The organism is Streptomyces zinciresistens K42 (assembly GCF_000225525.1).
In the GTDB taxonomy this organism is placed as follows: Bacteria; Actinomycetota; Actinomycetes; order Streptomycetales; family Streptomycetaceae; genus Streptomyces; species Streptomyces zinciresistens.
Map to the genome: position 1 here is coordinate 36,888 of NZ_AGBF01000001.1, position 16,292 is coordinate 53,179.

Annotated in this window: 20 protein-coding genes and 1 tRNA gene; 13 read left to right on the forward strand and 8 right to left on the reverse strand. The window is 70.3% G+C overall.

Going from position 1 to position 16,292, the window contains the following annotated elements; translation table 11 throughout:
• Positions 1-50 precede the first annotated feature (50 nt).
• The 8 genes from SZN_RS00205 to dndC all read left to right on the forward strand — a co-directional run bounded on the left by SZN_RS00205 (position 51) and on the right by dndC (position 5,831).
• Positions 51-440, forward strand: coding sequence for a hypothetical protein (locus SZN_RS00205; RefSeq protein ID WP_007490392.1), 390 nt, complete (start codon positions 51-53; stop codon positions 438-440).
• Complete coding sequence (locus SZN_RS00210) at positions 433-789, forward strand: hypothetical protein (RefSeq protein WP_007490394.1); 357 nt, start codon at positions 433-435, stop codon at positions 787-789. The genes SZN_RS00205 and SZN_RS00210 overlap by 8 nt, the downstream gene beginning before the upstream one ends.
• A gap of 129 nt (positions 790-918) precedes the next feature.
• Positions 919-1,326: a hypothetical protein gene (locus tag SZN_RS00215; protein WP_007490396.1), complete on the forward strand. Its 408-nt coding sequence runs from the start codon at positions 919-921 to the stop codon at positions 1,324-1,326.
• Complete coding sequence (locus SZN_RS00220) at positions 1,323-1,943, forward strand: RNA ligase family protein (protein ID WP_007490398.1); 621 nt, start codon at positions 1,323-1,325, stop codon at positions 1,941-1,943. Before SZN_RS00215 ends, SZN_RS00220 begins: the two co-directional genes overlap by 4 nt.
• A 183-nt stretch (positions 1,944-2,126) precedes the next feature.
• Positions 2,127-2,735 carry a GNAT family N-acetyltransferase gene (locus SZN_RS00225; protein WP_007490400.1) on the forward strand — a complete coding sequence of 203 codons (609 nt, stop codon included), beginning with the start codon at positions 2,127-2,129 and terminating at the stop codon, positions 2,733-2,735.
• Positions 2,736-2,769: 34 nt separating this feature from the next.
• Positions 2,770-3,207 (forward strand): hypothetical protein, encoded by a 438-nt coding sequence (locus SZN_RS00230; protein ID WP_007490402.1) that lies wholly within the window; start codon positions 2,770-2,772, stop codon positions 3,205-3,207.
• Positions 3,208-3,257: 50 nt separating this feature from the next.
• Entirely contained in the window at positions 3,258-4,103 is an 846-nt protein-coding gene (locus SZN_RS00235; protein ID WP_007490403.1) for a hypothetical protein, read from the forward strand.
• A gap of 108 nt (positions 4,104-4,211) precedes the next feature.
• Positions 4,212-5,831 carry a DNA phosphorothioation system sulfurtransferase DndC gene (gene dndC, locus SZN_RS00240; protein WP_050814969.1) on the forward strand — a complete coding sequence of 540 codons (1,620 nt, stop codon included), beginning with the start codon at positions 4,212-4,214 and terminating at the stop codon, positions 5,829-5,831.
• Positions 5,832-5,891: 60 nt separating this feature from the next.
• On the opposite strand, the gene SZN_RS00245 is transcribed toward dndC, so the two are convergent.
• From SZN_RS00245 to SZN_RS00255, 3 genes are all read right to left on the reverse strand, one after another.
• Positions 5,892-6,173, reverse strand: a complete 282-nt coding sequence (locus SZN_RS00245; RefSeq protein WP_007490405.1) for an HU family DNA-binding protein — start codon at positions 6,171-6,173, stop codon at positions 5,892-5,894.
• A gap of 135 nt (positions 6,174-6,308) precedes the next feature.
• The gene (locus tag SZN_RS00250; RefSeq protein ID WP_007490406.1) at positions 6,309-7,460 is read right to left on the reverse strand and encodes an AfsR/SARP family transcriptional regulator; all 1,152 of its coding nucleotides are present in this window, start codon (positions 7,458-7,460) and stop codon (positions 6,309-6,311) included.
• A 371-nt stretch (positions 7,461-7,831) separates the two neighbouring features.
• Positions 7,832-7,905, reverse strand: a tRNA-Met gene (locus SZN_RS00255).
• A gap of 158 nt (positions 7,906-8,063) precedes the next feature.
• Between SZN_RS00255 and SZN_RS00260 the strand changes: the two genes are divergently transcribed.
• From SZN_RS00260 to SZN_RS00275, 5 genes are all read left to right on the forward strand, one after another.
• Positions 8,064-9,278, forward strand: a complete 1,215-nt coding sequence (locus SZN_RS00260; protein ID WP_007490407.1) for a hypothetical protein — start codon at positions 8,064-8,066, stop codon at positions 9,276-9,278.
• Positions 9,279-9,468: 190 nt separating this feature from the next.
• Positions 9,469-9,624 (forward strand): hypothetical protein, encoded by a 156-nt coding sequence (locus SZN_RS41195; protein WP_167546265.1) that lies wholly within the window; start codon positions 9,469-9,471, stop codon positions 9,622-9,624.
• A 12-nt stretch (positions 9,625-9,636) separates the two neighbouring features.
• A complete protein-coding gene (locus SZN_RS00265; RefSeq protein ID WP_007490409.1) occupies positions 9,637-10,440 on the forward strand; it encodes a hypothetical protein in 804 nt (267 codons plus the stop codon).
• A gap of 103 nt (positions 10,441-10,543) precedes the next feature.
• On the forward strand, positions 10,544-11,107 hold the full coding sequence (locus SZN_RS00270; RefSeq protein WP_007490410.1) for a hypothetical protein: 564 nt from the start codon (positions 10,544-10,546) through the stop codon (positions 11,105-11,107).
• Between the two features lie 64 nt (positions 11,108-11,171).
• Positions 11,172-11,411, forward strand: a complete 240-nt coding sequence (locus tag SZN_RS00275; RefSeq protein WP_007490411.1) for a hypothetical protein — start codon at positions 11,172-11,174, stop codon at positions 11,409-11,411.
• A 96-nt stretch (positions 11,412-11,507) separates the two neighbouring features.
• Here SZN_RS00275 and SZN_RS00280 read toward each other — a convergent pair whose 3' ends face one another.
• The 5 genes from SZN_RS00280 to trpA form a co-directional block, all read right to left on the reverse strand.
• Complete coding sequence (locus SZN_RS00280) at positions 11,508-12,488, reverse strand: hypothetical protein (RefSeq protein WP_007490413.1); 981 nt, start codon at positions 12,486-12,488, stop codon at positions 11,508-11,510.
• A 191-nt stretch (positions 12,489-12,679) separates the two neighbouring features.
• A complete protein-coding gene (locus SZN_RS00285) occupies positions 12,680-13,198 on the reverse strand; it encodes a hypothetical protein (protein WP_007490415.1) in 519 nt (172 codons plus the stop codon).
• 343 nt (positions 13,199-13,541) lie between these two features.
• Positions 13,542-14,267, reverse strand: coding sequence for a hypothetical protein (locus SZN_RS00290; protein WP_007490416.1), 726 nt, complete (start codon positions 14,265-14,267; stop codon positions 13,542-13,544).
• A gap of 41 nt (positions 14,268-14,308) precedes the next feature.
• Positions 14,309-15,316: a DUF8094 domain-containing protein gene (locus tag SZN_RS00295; protein ID WP_007490418.1), complete on the reverse strand. Its 1,008-nt coding sequence runs from the start codon at positions 15,314-15,316 to the stop codon at positions 14,309-14,311.
• 86 nt (positions 15,317-15,402) lie between these two features.
• A complete protein-coding gene (gene trpA, locus SZN_RS00300) occupies positions 15,403-16,224 on the reverse strand; it encodes a tryptophan synthase subunit alpha (RefSeq protein ID WP_007490420.1) in 822 nt (273 codons plus the stop codon).
• Between the last annotated feature and the right edge of the window lie 68 nt (positions 16,225-16,292).

A 16,292-nucleotide genomic window follows, 5' to 3' on the forward strand; every position in this document is an offset into this window, starting at 1 on the left:
CCGCCCCGTCCCTCGCACCGCATTCCGCACCCTGTGATGAATCCAGACCCATGACCGTCTACTTCACCTTCATCCCCTCACGCGAAAGGCGCCCGGTGCGCCTCGGTTCCTTGGAATTCGCCCCGAACCAGGCCGTCCCCGAGTGGGCCCTCAAGCAGCGCGTGCGCGGGCAGCACGGCCCGACGTACCACGACGGCGTGAACCGCACCGTCGCTCTGGCGGACCGGCCTACCGCGGACTTCCCCGACGCCGATCACAGTGCCTGTCTGCTCGTGTGGAAACGCACGGCAGCGCAGCCCGTTCCCCAGCAGGACGAGGCACCAGACGAGGTGTGGACGCTCACACCCCGCGGCCGCGTGGTCAGAAGCCCCTGGGCCGGCACGCCCGGCCACACCCCATCCCCCGCCAGGAAGAAGTCGGAAGGTCGCCACCATGGGTAACTCCTCGCGCCCCGGAAGCATCGTGATCCGTGAAATCGGCCACGCACCGTTCACCGTGCTCGGGGAGCAGTACGCCCTCCTGGAACTGGTCTGGAACGGCGACGTCGGCCGGTCATTCGACCTGGTGCGCGTGAGTGACAACACCGTGCTCACCGAGGACGAGTCCTTCGACAGCTACCCCACGGACGAACAGATCGCCGACACCCTCGCGGAGCACGACATCGACGCCGAGGTGGCGAGCTGCATGTTCTGCCGGCAGAACGTCTTGCTGGCCACCGCGCACCGGCACACCGGCGGCTGGATCGGCGATGCCTGCTGCTGGGACGAACGGCTGCGTTCCACGCAGTAAGACCAGCACCCCGAGAACCCCGCCCATGCGGTCGCTTCGGCTCGCCCGAAGAGCCTGGGCGCTCCCGCGGCGGTCAGCCCCCGTCTGACCGCTGCTACGACAACACCATCACCCTCAAGGAAACCCCTCGTGACTACCACTCGCTCCGGAGTCCGCATCGACGCCGACTCCACGACGATGAACACTGCCGTGCCCGGCCCCTGGGCCCTGAAGAGGGCGGTGCTGCACGACGAACTGGGCGGTGAACCGCACTTCGTGCGGTATGCGGCAGCCGACGGCACGGCTCTGCGAGTGATCTGCCGGGCGGCCACGGATACCGGCACGGCGTTGCCGGCCAACGAGCTGGCCACCGCCTTCGTTCGCCGCGCGACCGGGCAGGTCCTGGCCCGGCCGCTGCGCGGGCCCGTCGTAGTGCTCGGCGCAGGCCGCGTCGGCGGGCTGTGGCGCTCCGGCGACCTCACCGATTTTCACCGCGCGCTGCTGTACTCCCTCGCCCGTGAGCGAGGCTGCCCGGGTGACTGGGAGGTCGCGCTGTGACCGCCGATCTGCCGAGGTATCCGCGTACACCTCACCTGCCGGGGTCTCCGGGGGCGACGGACGACGACGTCTGGTGCGACTGGTCCCGTTTCGTTCCCGAGCCGGGGCGCGAGCTCGTCACCACGCTCAAGATGGACGGGGCGAACACGACGTTGCACGCGTGCGGGATGTACGGGCGCTCCCCCACCGGGCGCAGCCGGCCGTGGCAGAGCCGGATGCGGGCCTTCGCCGCAGCGGTGTGTCCGCTGATCCCGCAGGGAGTGCGGGTGTGCGGTGAGGATCTGACGGTTGCGCATTCGATCGTCTACGAGCGGGAGCTCCCGCCGTTCATGGTCTTCTCGGTGTGGGACGGCGACGTCTGCCTGCCGTGGGACGAGACGGTGGCCTGGGCGGGCATGCTCGGTCTGCCCACCGTCCCGCTGCTGGCCCGCGGGCCGCGGCCGGACGAACCGCAGCGTCTACGCGAAGCCTTCGACCAGCGCACGGACGTCGAGCGGGACGAGGGGTTCGTGGTGCGCGACGCGCAGGGCTTCGCGCGAGGGGAGTTCGCCGGGCGGGTGGCCAAGTGGGTCCGCAGCGGTCATGTGCGGACCGGAGCGCGGTGGCCCGCTCCTTGATTGCGTAATTGGATTTACCGCAGTAGAGTTGGGGTATCGGTTGCGGCATCGGTCGCACTGTCTCTCCCGGTGCCGCACCGCGCCCGCTTCGCTGCCACTTCTCAGGACACCGCAATGTCTTCTCGACGCTCCCGTTCCCCGTTCCGCCTCCGCGACGCGGGTCAGCGTGATGTGGAGGTCTTCATGGACCTGATCCGTCACGCCGATCCCGACCACCCCTCGCCGTTCCACGCGGCCCGGCTCACCTTGAGCCTCCCGCCGGAACCGCCTCTGTCCCACCAGCTCGACCTCTGTCTCATCGCCGAGGACCAGCGCGGCAAGGCCGTCGGCGCGCTGGTGGCCGGCCCGCCGGAGTGGCTCGTGGCGCATCCCGGGCTGCAGAACTCCGCGCTGCTGCTGGACCTGGTGCACCGGATCACCATGATCCATGGGGTGGCTGTCGCGCCGCGCTATCGCGGACGCGGAATCGGCCGGGCGCTGATCCGCCAGGCCGAGCAGCGCTACCGAGCACTCGGCTGGGGCCTGTCCATGCTCATCCACGCCCCGTCGCTGGCGACCTACTACGAGCGGCTGGGCTACGTGTCGCACCCGGCGCTCCTGATGAATCTCCCCAGCCCGCACCCCCTCATCGGGCAGGACTTCCTCGACATGCTCACCGCGCTCAAGCCTCTGTCCCCCGACGTCCGCCTGGCCGACGTGGCGTTCGCGCCCGCGCCCGTCATCTCCGGTGTCCTGCCCGGCAGCCAGGTGCCCGAGCACGCCTGGTTCGACGGCGCCGGGCTGTGCTACTGACCTCGCCGTTCCTACCGCCTCCGAGAGCCACCCCATGCCCAACTACGAAGCGGCCGTGCGTGTCCTGACCCAGGACGCGCTCGGCAACCAGCGCTGGAACGGCCTGACTCGTGAATGCGAATCCATGCCCACCAGCGCGTACCACGAGATGCGCGACGGCGCGGCAGCGATCGTGCAGCGCCTGGCCGGGGCCGTGAACTGGCCCCGGCTGCTGTTCGAGGCGGCTTCCCGTCACCTACGGCTTCACCCCGACCTCGAAGCCGAGGGCGACCCGCACTACCCCGCCCCAGTGGACGGCGTGTGCGGCGAATGCCTTCGCGAGGCCTTCCTGGCCGACGACACCGGGGCCCAGAACTGGGACGCCCGCCCCGTCGCGCCCCGCGAACACCTCGATACGGACTGGCCCGCGATCGTGGCGGCCGTCTTCCGTCACCGCGCGGCAGCGCACTGGCACCCGTTCAAGGACCAGTAGCCGCCCTCGCGCCCGTCCCTTCCACCGCCTCACCTCTTCAGGAGCTTCTCGTGCCCGTCGCCCGCTATGCCCTTCAGTACGCCGCCCAACTCGCTGACCTCCTGGGGCCGCAGTGGCGCGCGGCGAGCGCCGACTCGTCGACGTTCGCCGTACTCGAAGGCCCCGGCGTCGAATTCGACGTCCGCACCACCGCACCCGTACGGGCGCACACCCCGGTGACAGTGTCGACCCGCCCGCGGGGAGATCTGGTCTGGGGCAGGCGCTCGGACTACCGCGGAGAGGCATCAGGAGTCATCGGGGCCCCGGGGCCGGTCGCCGATGAGATCCGCTCCCACATCATGCCCGCCTGGCAGGAGCTGGTCACCGAGCTTGAGGCCCGCACGGCCCGGACGCAGGCGGCGATCCGGCACTTCGCTCCCCTCGCCGCCGAGATCACCGGGGCGACCGTCTCCTACGGCTCGCGCCCCGGTGTGGCCGACATCCGCTGGGAGGGAGGCCGCGCCGTGCTGTGGGCGAGCGACGAAGGACTCATCTCCTCCCCTTCCATCGAGATCACCAGGGCGCGCGGTGCGGACACCGTGTTCGCCGTGCTGCACAGCGCGGCGGGCACCGCACGGCGGTTCAGCATCGGCGACATCGGCGAGGCGGCCGCCCTGCTCCTCGGCGACGGCTGGAGCGCAACGTCGTCACCGTGGGGCGTCGCCGCGCATATCGCGCACCGGGACACCCCCGGCGCCGGCTACACCCTGGCTGTCGCCGAGGGCCACCTGTACGTGTCGGCCGACCTCGTCGACGAGTCCCGTACCTACCTGAACGACGTGTCCGACGCCGACGAGCTGGAGGTGCTCGGTGCCTGCGTCTGCGCCGTCGTGCGCCGCTTCCACAACGACAGCTGATCTGCACCGGCCGGGGCGCTGTCCGCGCCCCGGCCCCACGTCCACTCTCCTCCGGCAGCACGGACGACCGCAGTCCGTTCGGGCCGGCTTCTGCGCGAAGGCTTCCGTATGCGTCCTCCTGTGCTCCTGGACCTCTCCCCCACCCGCACCGTGCCGTTCGCCGGGCAGACCATGGGCCAGTGGCTCACCGGCATCCTCGAAGAGATCCGCGATCTGTACCGGGCTGATCAGGTGCCCTGGGTGGTGGGCTACAGCGGCGGCAAGGACTCGACGCTGTGCCTCATGCTCGTGTGGATGGCGCTGGCCGGCCTGCCTCCGGCCGAGCGCACCAAGGTGGTGCACGTCATCAGCACCGACACCGGTGTCGAGAACCCGGTGGTCGCCGCCTGGGTGAACGCCTCGCTCGACTCGATGCGGCGGGCAGCCGCAGAGCAGGGTCTGCCGATCGAGGCGCACCGGCTGACGCCGGCGGTCGAAGACTCGTTCTGGGTATGCCTCATCGGCCGCGGTTACGCCGCGCCGAGGCCGAAGTTCCGGTGGTGCACAGAACGTTTGAAGATTAAACCTTCGAATGCGTTCATCCGCGCTGTGGTGGCCGCGTTCGGCGAGGTCATCCTGGTGCTGGGCACCCGCAAGGCCGAGTCGCGGGCGCGGGCGCGGACCATGACCCGCCACGAGAAACGCAGGGTGCGCGACCGTCTCAGCCCGAACGGTTCGCTGCCCAACTCCCTGGTGTACTCGCCGATCGAGGACCTCAGCAACGACGAGGTGTGGGAGCTGCTCATGCAGCATCCCAACCCGTGGGGGCACAGCAACAAGGACTTGCTCACCATGTACCAGGGGGCGTCTCCGGACGCCGAGTGCCCGCTGGTCGTCGATTCCACGACGCCGTCGTGCGGCGACAGCCGGTTCGGCTGCTGGACCTGCACGCTGGTCTCCGAGGACAAGTCGATGCAGGCCATGATCAGCAATGACGCGGAGAAGGAGTGGATGCTGCCGCTGCTGGAGCTGCGCAACGCCCTGGACGTGGACGATGACCGGGAACTGAGGGACTTCCGGCGAATGAGCGGACGGCTTCATCCGTTCAAGGGCCGTCTGGTGCACGGCGCCTACCTGCAGCAGGCCCGTGAGGAGTGGCTGCGCCGGCTTCTGGAGGCGCAGACGTGGATCCGGGAGAACGGGCCCCAGTACGTCCGGGACCTGACCTTGATCACCTTGGAGGAGCTGCGGGCCATCCGACACGAGTGGGTGTACGTCAAGCACGAGATCGAGGACTCGCTTCCCGGCATCTACCAGTCTGCGACCGGTGAGCCCTATCCGGACCCGCCGGTGGACAGCGCCCTGGCCGTGAACGGTGCCGAGATGGTCGACACCCTGCGCGAGGTGTGCGGGGACGACGAGCAGCAGTTCCTGATGATCCGCGAACTTCTGGGCGTAGAGCGGGCCTTCCGGACGATGACGCGCCGCGCGGGTCTGTTCGACGCCCTGGAGAAGGTCGTCAGCAAGTACGCGTTCGAGGACGAGGAGGACGCTCTCGACTTCGCGCTCAGGCGGGAGCAGCACACGGCCGAATTGCGGGACCTGCCCCGGTCCGGCGCCCGCGCGGCAGGCGAGCCGCAGCCGTCCCCGCCACCGGAGGAGCGTTCCCCTACGGAGGCGGAGACGTTGGCCGCGGACCTGCGTGCCGCCGGACTGGTGCCGGCCGACACATCGTCGGATGGCCCGTAGGCCGGAACCTCATGGCGTTTGCCGTGCGGCTCCGGCGCCGGGAAGGCCGGCCGGAGCTGCTCAGGCCCCCTTGGCGGCTTCCTTGAGCTTGGACCCGGCGGAGACCTTCGCGCTGTAGCCGGCCGGGATCTGAATCGGCTCGCCCGTCTGCGGGTTCCGCGCGGTGCGCGCCGAGCGGTGGGTGCGCTCGAAGGTCAGGAAGCCGGGGATGGTGACCTTCTCGTCGCCCTTGGCGACGACCTCGCCGACCGTCTCGGCGAAAGCGGTCAGCACGGCATCGACGTCCTTGCGGGCCACCGAGGCTCGGTCAGACAGTGCGGCGATCAGCTCACTTCGGTTCATACAGCATCTCCGTATCTCGTGACATCGCACCGCGGCGTAGCGGCGCGACGGGTCGGTCAATCCTTGCATCCGCCACGAGCCCTCCCGCCGCCTGCGGGGCGGTGCACTGCGGCGGCATCTGTACAGTCCACTGACTCAGCCAAGCAGCGTCTGCTTGTGTGCTGGCGGGTCGGGCACGGGGGTGTACGTCATCTGGTCGGCGAGCTGGCGTAGCCCGTCGGGTTCGGTATGTGCATTGGTGATTCCTTCGGCCGCGCTTTTGAACTGCTGGAGTCCGCCCGGAAGCGCCCGATAGCCGCGCTTGACTGCCCACCTCGAGCCCGGCAGGTCGCCGTCCTGGAGGTAGCGGTGGGCCAGTTCCCGCGCCGCGCTCATGATGGCCTCGGTCATCTCCCGGAGGTAGGGGGCTGCCCATCCGTACCGGTCCGGGCGTATGGCTTCGGCGAAGGGTGGGCCCTCGACGAGCTGAAGGGCGGCGCGCAGGCATCGTGTGCCGGTCGGCGAGCCATCGCTCTCGCCCAGGGCAGCAAGTGCGCGGAACTGGCTCCAGTCGCTGGTGACTGACGGGGCGAGGACGTATCCGCTCTCTGGGGTCCACTTGGGGAAGTGGTCGACTCCGAGCCAGGCCCGCAGTCGGCTCATGGCCGTGTTGCGGCTGTCCGCGCGCGTCACTTGTTCTGGCCACAGGGCTGCATCCATGGCGTGCCGGTCGGTGCCGGGGTTCAGGTGGAGCCAGATCGCGTACTCGGTTAGCCGCGAGAGACGCTTGGTCTCGACGCGGCCTCGGGCACCGTGCACTTGGGGGGACCCCAGCAACATCAGGTAGATGCCGGCCGACGGCTGGGGGAAGGGCAGCCTGGCCCAGTCGATGGCCTGTTCCCGCTCGACGGGGACGGGAGGCTCTGCTGGTTCCGGGCGGTCCTGTTCTGGCAGCGGCAGCGTGTGGAGCAGGCCTTCCAGCACGCCGCACGTGATCGCCCATCCCTCGGCGAACATGTCCTCCCGTGCGTCGCAGTCGGCGGTGCTCGGCATGGTCCACGGCGCATCGGGGCGAAGGATCTGCCATGCGGGGTCCTCGGGCTGGCAGAGGGACTGGATGACAACCAGGGCGGCCGCTCGCCAGCGGGCGAGGTCGGAGATCGGACTGTTGGCATCGAGTGTCTCGGCCTCCTGGAGGAGGCGATGAGTGATCTGCCCGAGGCGGTACACGGAGCCCGGGTGAAGGAACTCGGAATGTCGGTGGACCGACACAGGGGCGGTGGAGGGGAGCGCGGAGAGAATGGTCATGATGCTCCAGATCAGATCCCTTGCTGGACTGCGGTGTTCACTGCTGTCGGAGGCCACCGCTGGTGCGCGCTTGGTTCAGCGGGCCGGTGATGTGCAGGTGGTGCTCCACGTCGCCACGGCGGGCACGTCGGGACAGGCCTCGCGACCGCCTTGCGCCGAAGAACGTCACGGGGATGCCGGCCGGTGAAGCCGAGCAGGGGATGGGTGATGAAGCAGCGGGCATGTCGCCTCCGTGGCATCGAGGAACCCGGTCGGGTATCTACGTGCCTATAGAGGCGTGAAATGTGGTGTCCGTGTGACATGGACGTCCGGCTTTTCTGCGCCACGGACGACTCAGGCCCCGGCGGACGCGCCGGGGCCTGAGTGAGAAGTAGCGGGGACAGGATTTGAACCTGCGACCTCTGGGTTATGAGCCCAGCGAGCTACCGAGCTGCTCCACCCCGCGTCGGTGCCCCTGACTATACGGGACAGGCGAGACCCTCAAACCGGATATTGCTTAATTAGTTTTACTGCGGTAGGATTGAGATCACTCGGGCGGACGGCGCGCCACGCCGGCTGCGGCCCTACACAGCCCGAGGGAAACCGCCGATCCAGGAGAACCTCTTGTCCTTCCACTCACCTACCGAGCTACGGCTCGTTCTCCGCCAGGACGTCACCGTGCCCGCCGTCGGGATGTTCGACCGATTCACCGGGCATGCCCGCTATCAGGTCACCGGTGACGAGATCCGCGGCACGTTCATCGTCGTCCCCGAGACCGCCCCCGGAAGCGACACCTGTCTCGTTCGGGTCATCTACGGCGATCATCCCGAGACGCCGCAGCGCGAGCGGGTGGACGAACCCCGCATCCGCCGGACCCGCGTGCGTGGCGAGTGCGGGCCGCTCGCGGTCGATGCGCTGCCTGATGCGTCCCGGCTGGAAGCGCGCGGCCAGTGGGTCAGGTCGGACGGGGCACTGCGACCCGTTCCGCGCAGCACAGCGCGGTCGCTGGCCGAAGTCGTGCGCGCCGTGGTCGCGCACTGGGCCACCCGGCCCAACCGACTCGGGCTTGTCAGGGCCGCCGCGCGCCATGCCCAGCAGCAGCCCGACACCCCGCGCCAGGCGGCACGGGAGGCGATGGAGCGGGAGCTGGACAGCATCCGCGCCCAGATCAGGCAGCACTGGTCCGTCCTCCAGGAGCTGGAGGCGGTCGCTCAGGCCGACACCCCGGCGCTGCCGGTTCTGCCGCCGCTCCTCCACATCGACTACCTCGACCCCATCAGCGGCAGCACCGGCATCCTCTCCGCCCGCCCCCGGCTCAACCCTTGCGACGGGACGATCACCTACAGCGTGACAGGGGGCACACGGGTGCGCGGAGACTTCACGGTCGGCCCGGTGCGCCTCAGCCGCGACCCTCTCCCCGGCGGGGTGAGCGTCCAGCTCGGAGCCGGTCTGCTCCCCGACGGAACGGGCCGGGAGGGCGAGCCGGTGGTCAACGGCATCCGGCTGCGAGGCTCGTGGAACTGCACCGACGCCGGGGCGTTCACGCTGGCGCTGCCCGAGTCGATTCCGGGTGTCCGGCGGGCCGACCGCCCCGACCGTCCGCTGCCCGCCCACACGGCCGCGTGGATCAGCAGCGTCATCCGGGCGCTCGCGGTCGCTTACCGCGACCGCAACGACGTGGACGTGCTGCGCCTGGTCGCCGGGAAGAACCGGGTGGACCAGCTGCGCCAGGCTCCTGCGCAGGCAGTCGCCGAACTCCGTCGGCACGAGGCGGCCGCAGAGGCACGCCTCACCGCCGCCCGAGAGGCCGAAGCCGCCTTCGCTTCTCTGTCCGCCTGACGCCGGGCGGGGCCGCCGCGCTCCCGGGAACGGGACAACGCAGCCCCGCTCGTTGTTTAATTGGATTTATTGCGGTAGCATTGTCTTTGCAGCGGGCGTGAGACGCCTCATCTCCCTCACGTGACCGCAGACCCGCGCTCCGCACTCATCCGGCTGATCAGCCGGCCCACACCGAAGCCAGGAGCATCTCGTGAGCGCACCCATGACCATCATCGTGGTCACCGCCGATGACCTCTGGGCGGCAGCCGCAGAGATCGAGCAGCACGGCCGAGTCGAATGGGCAGACCAGGGCGGCAACACCGTCCGCCTGGAACTCCCCCGCACGACAACGGCCGCCGACTCGTAACAAGGAAGAACCATGCACACACCCGATACGGCGGAAGCCACGTCACTCGCCGCCGAGGTCGCCGCACTGCTCCCCCAGCGCCACAACACCGGCTGGACCGTCAGCCCGGCCTCGGTCGCCGCCTGTCCGGCCGCCCGCCTGAGCGACGGCCCCCGCCACTTCCTCCTGGCGACGGACGGTGGTCGTACCACGCTGCTCACGGGAACGCCGCACACGGCCGAGGTGTCGCTCACCGTCACGGGCAGCGCTCCGGCTGCGGTGGCGAGCGCGGCACTGCGTTCCCTGCTCCCCCGCATCGACGGTGCCGTCGATGCGCCCCCGTCCAAGCAGCCGCACCGTCTCGCGCACCTCGCCGAAGTCGATACTCGGCTCCGTGAACTCGGCACCCCGTCCCAGCAGTTCGACCGCGCCGACAACACCACCGGGCTGGCCTGGCAGTGCCACGACGCGACCGTGAGCTTCACACTGCACGGCGCGTGCGCCACAGGGGCGGTGAGCTTCGCCGGAGGACTGGAAGCCCTGGAACGGTTCCTTGCCCCGTTCCTCCCGCCGCATCCCGGGCCGGGCCGTGTCCGCGCCGCTGTGCAGCGCGGCTGCGGCGGCGTCGCCCGGCGCGTCGTGGCCGCGTACCCGCATGCCGTCGAATGCGATGCAGACGGCTTCGTCCGGTTCGCGGACGCAGACGGCGGGCCGCTCCAGGGCTGGGTGATGCCGCGCGACGTGAACGGGCCGGTCGGACCGAGGACACCGGTCACGGCCGGAATCATCGGCGTCGGCGTCGACCTCGTACTTTCCGCGCTGCCCACGATCACCTGAGCCACGCCCACGCGCGCAAGCAGGGCCGGTCCGTCACCACCCGGTCCCTCGTCCACACAGCAACACCGCACCACCGCACCACCCGATCCGAGGAACCTCCGAAGTGAGCACCGCAGTCGTCACGAGCACGTTCACCCATCCCGACGTCGTGGCAGCGATCGACGCCGGAACGAAAATGGCCGCCGACGAGTCCGGCCGTTCCCTCGCCTCCGAACGCTTCACCTGGGCCACCGCAGCCGCCCTGACCTACCTCGACAGCACCGAGGCGCCGTGGGCAGACGTACAGGCCCGGCACCTGGAGATCACGGCCGCGCAGGCCGCCGCCGGCCGGGGCGACGAGGTCGAGGACACGTCGGACCTGTACGAAGGCATGCGCTACAGCCGGGGGCAAGTCTCGGCTGCCGTGAACGCGGGAGTCGACGCCGCCGCCGAAACGATCCGCGAGCAGTGCGCGGACGACATCGACAACCTGACGGTGAACGCCATCCTGACGCTTCTGGACCACCCCGACGCCTCCTTCGCCGACGTCGTGGCCGAGTGCTACGACGGCGACGGCGCCGATGACGTCAGCGGCTGGCTCGCCGAGGTCCCGGCCGACAGCGACGCCGACTTCGAGGCCCTCCAGGCGGCCCGGATCGACGCCTATCTCCGATCCGTCGGCCTGTGACCATTCCGCGCATCCCTGGCGCCGGGCGGCAGCCCGCCCGGCCCCCCGAAGGAAGGAATCTGTCGTGTCCGTAGTCCTGATCGGCCGGTGGGACGCCGAAACCCTGGAGATCGAGGAGTCCCACACCGTCGGCGACGGAGACCAGGAAGCGATCGACACCCTGCTCAGCGGGCGCACCGGCGACTGGTGGTCATGCGAGTACCTGGTCGACCGTCACCGTGACGCCGTCCAGCTCGCCTACGAGGGCCTTGCCCCCGGACAGGCTCTCGTCGACGAGGCCGAGGGCTTCGATCCCTCGCCTTGAGTCCGGCCTGCCGGCGCTATGGGCCGCCGCGCGGCGGCCCCGCCTCCTCCCGGTTCACATTGTCCACGGGGAGCGTGCAGGGCTGCTGCCGCGCCGTCAGGCCCCCTCGATAGCGGGCGGCAGAGCGATGGCGGCGGCCTCCTTCGCGGATTCCAGCGCGGCGGTGAACGTGGCCGCGACGGCCGCCGCCTGGGCGTTCATGCCGTCGATCTCCGCTACAGCGTGATCATGGCGAGCAGTGCGGGCCAGGAGTTCGAGAACATCCGCGCTGCCCTCGGTGAGCTGCTGGATCTGCTTCAGCTCCTGGAAACGGTCGTCGGCCCGGCGGACTTCGTCGGCGTACGCCTCCAGGGCGACGACCCGGCGTTGGATGCCTTGGAGACTGGCGGCGAGGGACTTGCGGCGTACGTCGATCACTGCGGCGACCATGCTGCCCCAGGGCCTGTCGGGTTCTGCCTTCATCAGACGGCTGTACTCGCGCAGGGCCTCGGCGATCTCCCACTCCTGGTGGGGAAGGGCCACCTCGTTGCGCTGTCGGTCGATCAGGTCGCAGCAGTGCACGGACGAGCCGAGTACGGTCCTTCTCGCCTGCTGGGCACGAGCCAGGAGCGATCGGGCCTCGTCCGTCAACTGCGATAGCTGTACGTACCGTGCTCGGGACTCGTCCAGTTCCCGCAGCGCCGCGTTGTATGTGGCCGTCTCCATCACCCTGAAGACGATGAGGACCGCGAGCCCGGTGACCGCGAGCGGCCAGAGCCGCTCGATGCCGCCGTGCAGCGCCTCGAGCGTGTTCCCCACCGTCTCGTGGAGGGCGTCGGAGAGGCTGGCCGTCGGCAGGTCGTCTGGAGGCTTCTGCGTCCGGTCGGCGCCGGTGGCCCGCCACATCAGTGCGGCACCCGCCGCTACGACGCCCCCGCGTACGATCTCGGGCGCCGCCGCCCGCCACGGGCTTCTCCGGCGGCCGCTGTAGCGGTGCGGGTGCTTCTCCGCCTCGCGCAGCAGCTGGCGGGCCGACTCGGGCAGTTGCGGATCGGCGACCGGTTCAGCCGCCTTGCCCGGCGGCACGGCCTTCGTCACGGCCCTGATCTTTCGCTCGTACGCCTTCGCCGGCGCATGCGTCCGTGCTCCCCGCAGGAGGGGGCGCGCTCGTCTGACCGTCCGCCCGCTGTCGCCTGCTTCCGCAGCGGCGGGCCGGGGCGCACCCGGCCTCCGCACGATGACCGTCGGCAGAGGCCGGGTGCGCCTGGCCGTCCGGCGGGCCCCGCCCTTCATGCGTGGGTGATCATTCCGGTGACGAACCACACCGCCCAGATCAGGGGCAGGACCGCGACGTACGCCATCGGCCGCTGGTGGACGGGCTTTCCCTCCTGGATGCGGGAGGCACCGTGGGCCGGCGGACCGGGCGTCGGCAGGGCGGCGAGCTTGCGGCTGGCCAGGAGGTTCCAGACCAGAGTGAACGGGCTGAAGAACACCAGCGAGAACGGAGACCACCAGCCCTGCCACAGGGTCTTGGTCGTCAGCTCGCGGACCAGCGCCGTGCCGCACGACCGACAGAAAGGTCCGTCGATCTTGTGGAAGCGCATCATCAGCAGCAGACCCTGGTGCGCGCGCACGGTGACGGCCGCGGCCGGCTGGGCGCCGCAGATGCGGCAGGCCAGTACACCGCTGTGCCAGCCGGGGTGGGCGGATGACCCGGAGGCCTGCGCTGCGTCGGGGGCGGGCATCGTCCACGGCGGGGGTGTGTAGGCGGAGGCGTGGGGGTTCGGCTGCGCGGCCGGGGTGCTCATCAGACGGTCTCCTGGAATTCGGAAGGGACAGAGGCGGTCCACCTGTGCCGGGTGGCCGGTGGGCGGAAGGGGCTGCTGAGCCAGTCGCTCCCCGTCGGTCTCGCTGCGGAGGTGACCGCGGCCACGGGAGTGGTGACGGGCTCGGTGAACGGGGAGGAGCTGGGGCGGGGAGCCTGCAGAACGAGGCGAGGCGGTGGCGCGGCGGCGTGTGAGAAGCGCGGCTTCAAGGCGTCGGACGGGGTGCGCGGGGCCTGGCGAGCAGGCCGCGCCTGGTATGCGCGGCTGCGGCCGGTGAGGTTGCGGTACCGCGGTTGGACGGCGGGGCGCGGCGGGGAGAGGGTCGTCATGCGCGATCCCGGGTCAGTCGTTGCAGCAGGCCTGCGAGGGGGGCGTGGTCGTAGGGGGTGATGCGGATCAACGCGTGGGCGGCGGCGAAGCCGGCTCCGCCGGGGCTGGTGTCGCGGTCGGAGTGGAGCCAGGCGGCGACGGCGTTGTTCAGGGTGCGACGGCTCTGTTCTTGAGGCCCGCCGAGCCGGTGGGTCGCGACGGCGGCCTCCGCGTAGAGAGAGGCCGCGGCAGCGTTGTCCCGGGCCATCGCTGCGAAGTACGCCTGCAGTTCGGTGCCCATCGCCACGTACGGGTGATCGCGGCCGTGCTGGGTGATGAGGTGCTGGGTCGCGCGGCGGGCGGCCTGCTGCGCGGCGCGCCACTGCCCGGCGCGCTGGGCTGCTCGGACGGTTGCCAGCAGACCGGTTTCTTCGGGGATGCCCTCGTTCCAGAGCGGGTCGACGACATGGGCGCCGGTGGGCGGGTCCTGGTCGGCGTGGATCGTGCCGTCCTCGGTGATCTGCTGGCGCTCGACGTGCCCGTTGGGGTGCCCGATGGACAGCCGGATCGGTCGGTTGTGCTGCGCGGCGGCGGCGCGCAGCGGTCCGCGTACGCGTTCGATGAGGGCCTCGAGCTGGTCGGGCGGGCCGTCGTGCAGGAGCCCTTGGGCATGGATGCCGCCGCGGGGCAGGACGATGAGGGTCTCGTGGATGTCGGTGGTGGGTGACGGGCCCAGGAGCATGGTGTGGCTTCCTCGGTAGGGGGCTGGCGGGGCGTGGGCCGTCAGCGGGAGTCGACCAGGGCGTAGCGGTAGTCGAGGATCTCCGGCTTGCCCTGGCGGGGCAGGTGGACGACGGCTTCACCTTGGAAGCTGTCCACCACCAGGGAACGCGGCGTCTTGTTGTAGACCGACTCCCGCTTGCCGGGGGAGATCTGCAGGCCGGCGTTCGTGACGAGGGACTCCTCCTTGTGGGCGAGAGCAGTGATCGCCAGGACCCCGGAGGAGGTGGTCAGGGTGTACGTCTTGTTGTGGGTCGGCGTGATCGGGAAGAAGTTCACCGTGGCCTTGGACCCGAGGTGGTCGCGGCGTTCCTTGTACGTCTTGATGATGGCCTTGGCGTTGTCGTTGGCATGGGAGAGTTTGCTGCCGTCCTTGGTGCCGCCGGTGGTGAAGAGGTCTTCGATGGCGTTGGTGACGCCGCTGGGTGCGAGGTTGCCGACCGGGGTGTCCTGGTCGGCGGGGACGGCCAGTCCACCCTTGATCTGCGGAGCTGGAAGCGGTTGCTGCGGGAACAGGGAGATGACCTTCTTCCAGGTGCCGCCGGTGTCGGCGGACTTCTCGAAGATCATGAATGTGTGATTCGTGCCGTTGGTGGAGGCCGCGGCCGCGAACCAGTTGCCGGTGGGCGGGATGTAGAAGGTGCGCCGGGTGAAGTAGAAGGGGGTGCTGTATTCCTTCTTCTCCTTCGCGCTCAGGGTGTCGAACTGCTCGTAGTCGGCCTTGCTGCGGGCGTAGAGCTGGCCAGCCTCCACCGTGGCGAGGAGGCCCGCGTCGCGGGTCTTGTTCGCCTTGTTGTTGACCTCTTGGTAGTGGTCGAGGATCTGGTCGGCCTCGGCGCGGGTCACTGCGCCTCGGGGTGCCGCCGTGGTGGCGGGTGTGCCGGTCGGGCCGTTGTGGGCGCTGGTGTCGCTGGGGCCGCAGGCGCTCAGTGCTGCTGCTGTCGCGGCTGCCGCGGCGAGCAGCAGGGTGGTGCGCTGGGATCGGCGGTGCTTCGGCAGGATGTGGACCATGGCCGGGGTTCCTTCCACGGGTGGTGCGGGTGGGCGGTGTGCGCCCACTGCGTGTTCCGGGGCGGGCTGTTCAGGCGGATGTCGGTCTAGGCAGCACCGGGCAGGCGGCGCACGCCGAGGGCCAGGTCTCGGGCGAGGGTGAGGGCGGCGCGGATGCCGTCGGGTCCCGGGTTGGCCTGGATGTGGCGGAGCAGGGCCGAGCCGACCACGACGCCATCGGCGTACTCAGCGGCCTGGTGTGCCTGTTCGGCATTGGAGATGCCGATGCCGACGCTGATCGGGAGCCGCGTGTATGCGCGCAGCCGGTCGACGAAGGCGGGAAGGTCTGGGGCGAGGGGGCCGGTGTGGCCGGTGACTCCGGAGGTGGCGGGGGCATAGATCATGCCGCTTGCTGCGGCGCAGATCCGGGCGAGGCGTTCATCGCTGGCGGTGGGCGGGGCAAGGGGAACTGCGTGCAGGCCGTGACGGCGGGCGGCGGCGAGCCAGGGACCGGCTTCTTCGAGGGGGAGGTCCGGGATGAGCGCGCCGGCTGCGCCAGCTTCGGCCAGTTCGGCGGCGAACCGGTCGGCCTGGTCGGCGACGGGCTGCCAGTACGTCATCACGAGCACGGCTGCCCTGGTGGCTGTCCGGATGGCGCGCACGGCGGTGAACAGGTCCTTCATACGGAATCCGGCGTCCAGGGCCTGGCGGGTGGCCTGCTGGATGGTCGGGCCGTCGAGGACCGGGTCGCTGAACGGCAGGCCCACTTCGACGACGTCGGCGTGCTGCGCCAAGGCTTGGAGGTTGACGAGGCTCTGCTCGACGGTGGGGAAGCCGACGGGGTAGTACGCCGCGAATGCGGCTCGCCGCGCGGCGCGGGCGGTGCGGAAGGCCCGGTCGAACGCGGCGGGGCCTGGCGTGAGGGTCATGGTGGTGTCCGTTGCTGTGGCGGCGTACGGCGAGTGGTGCGTGGTGTGAAGCGGCTGGGGCCGCGTGG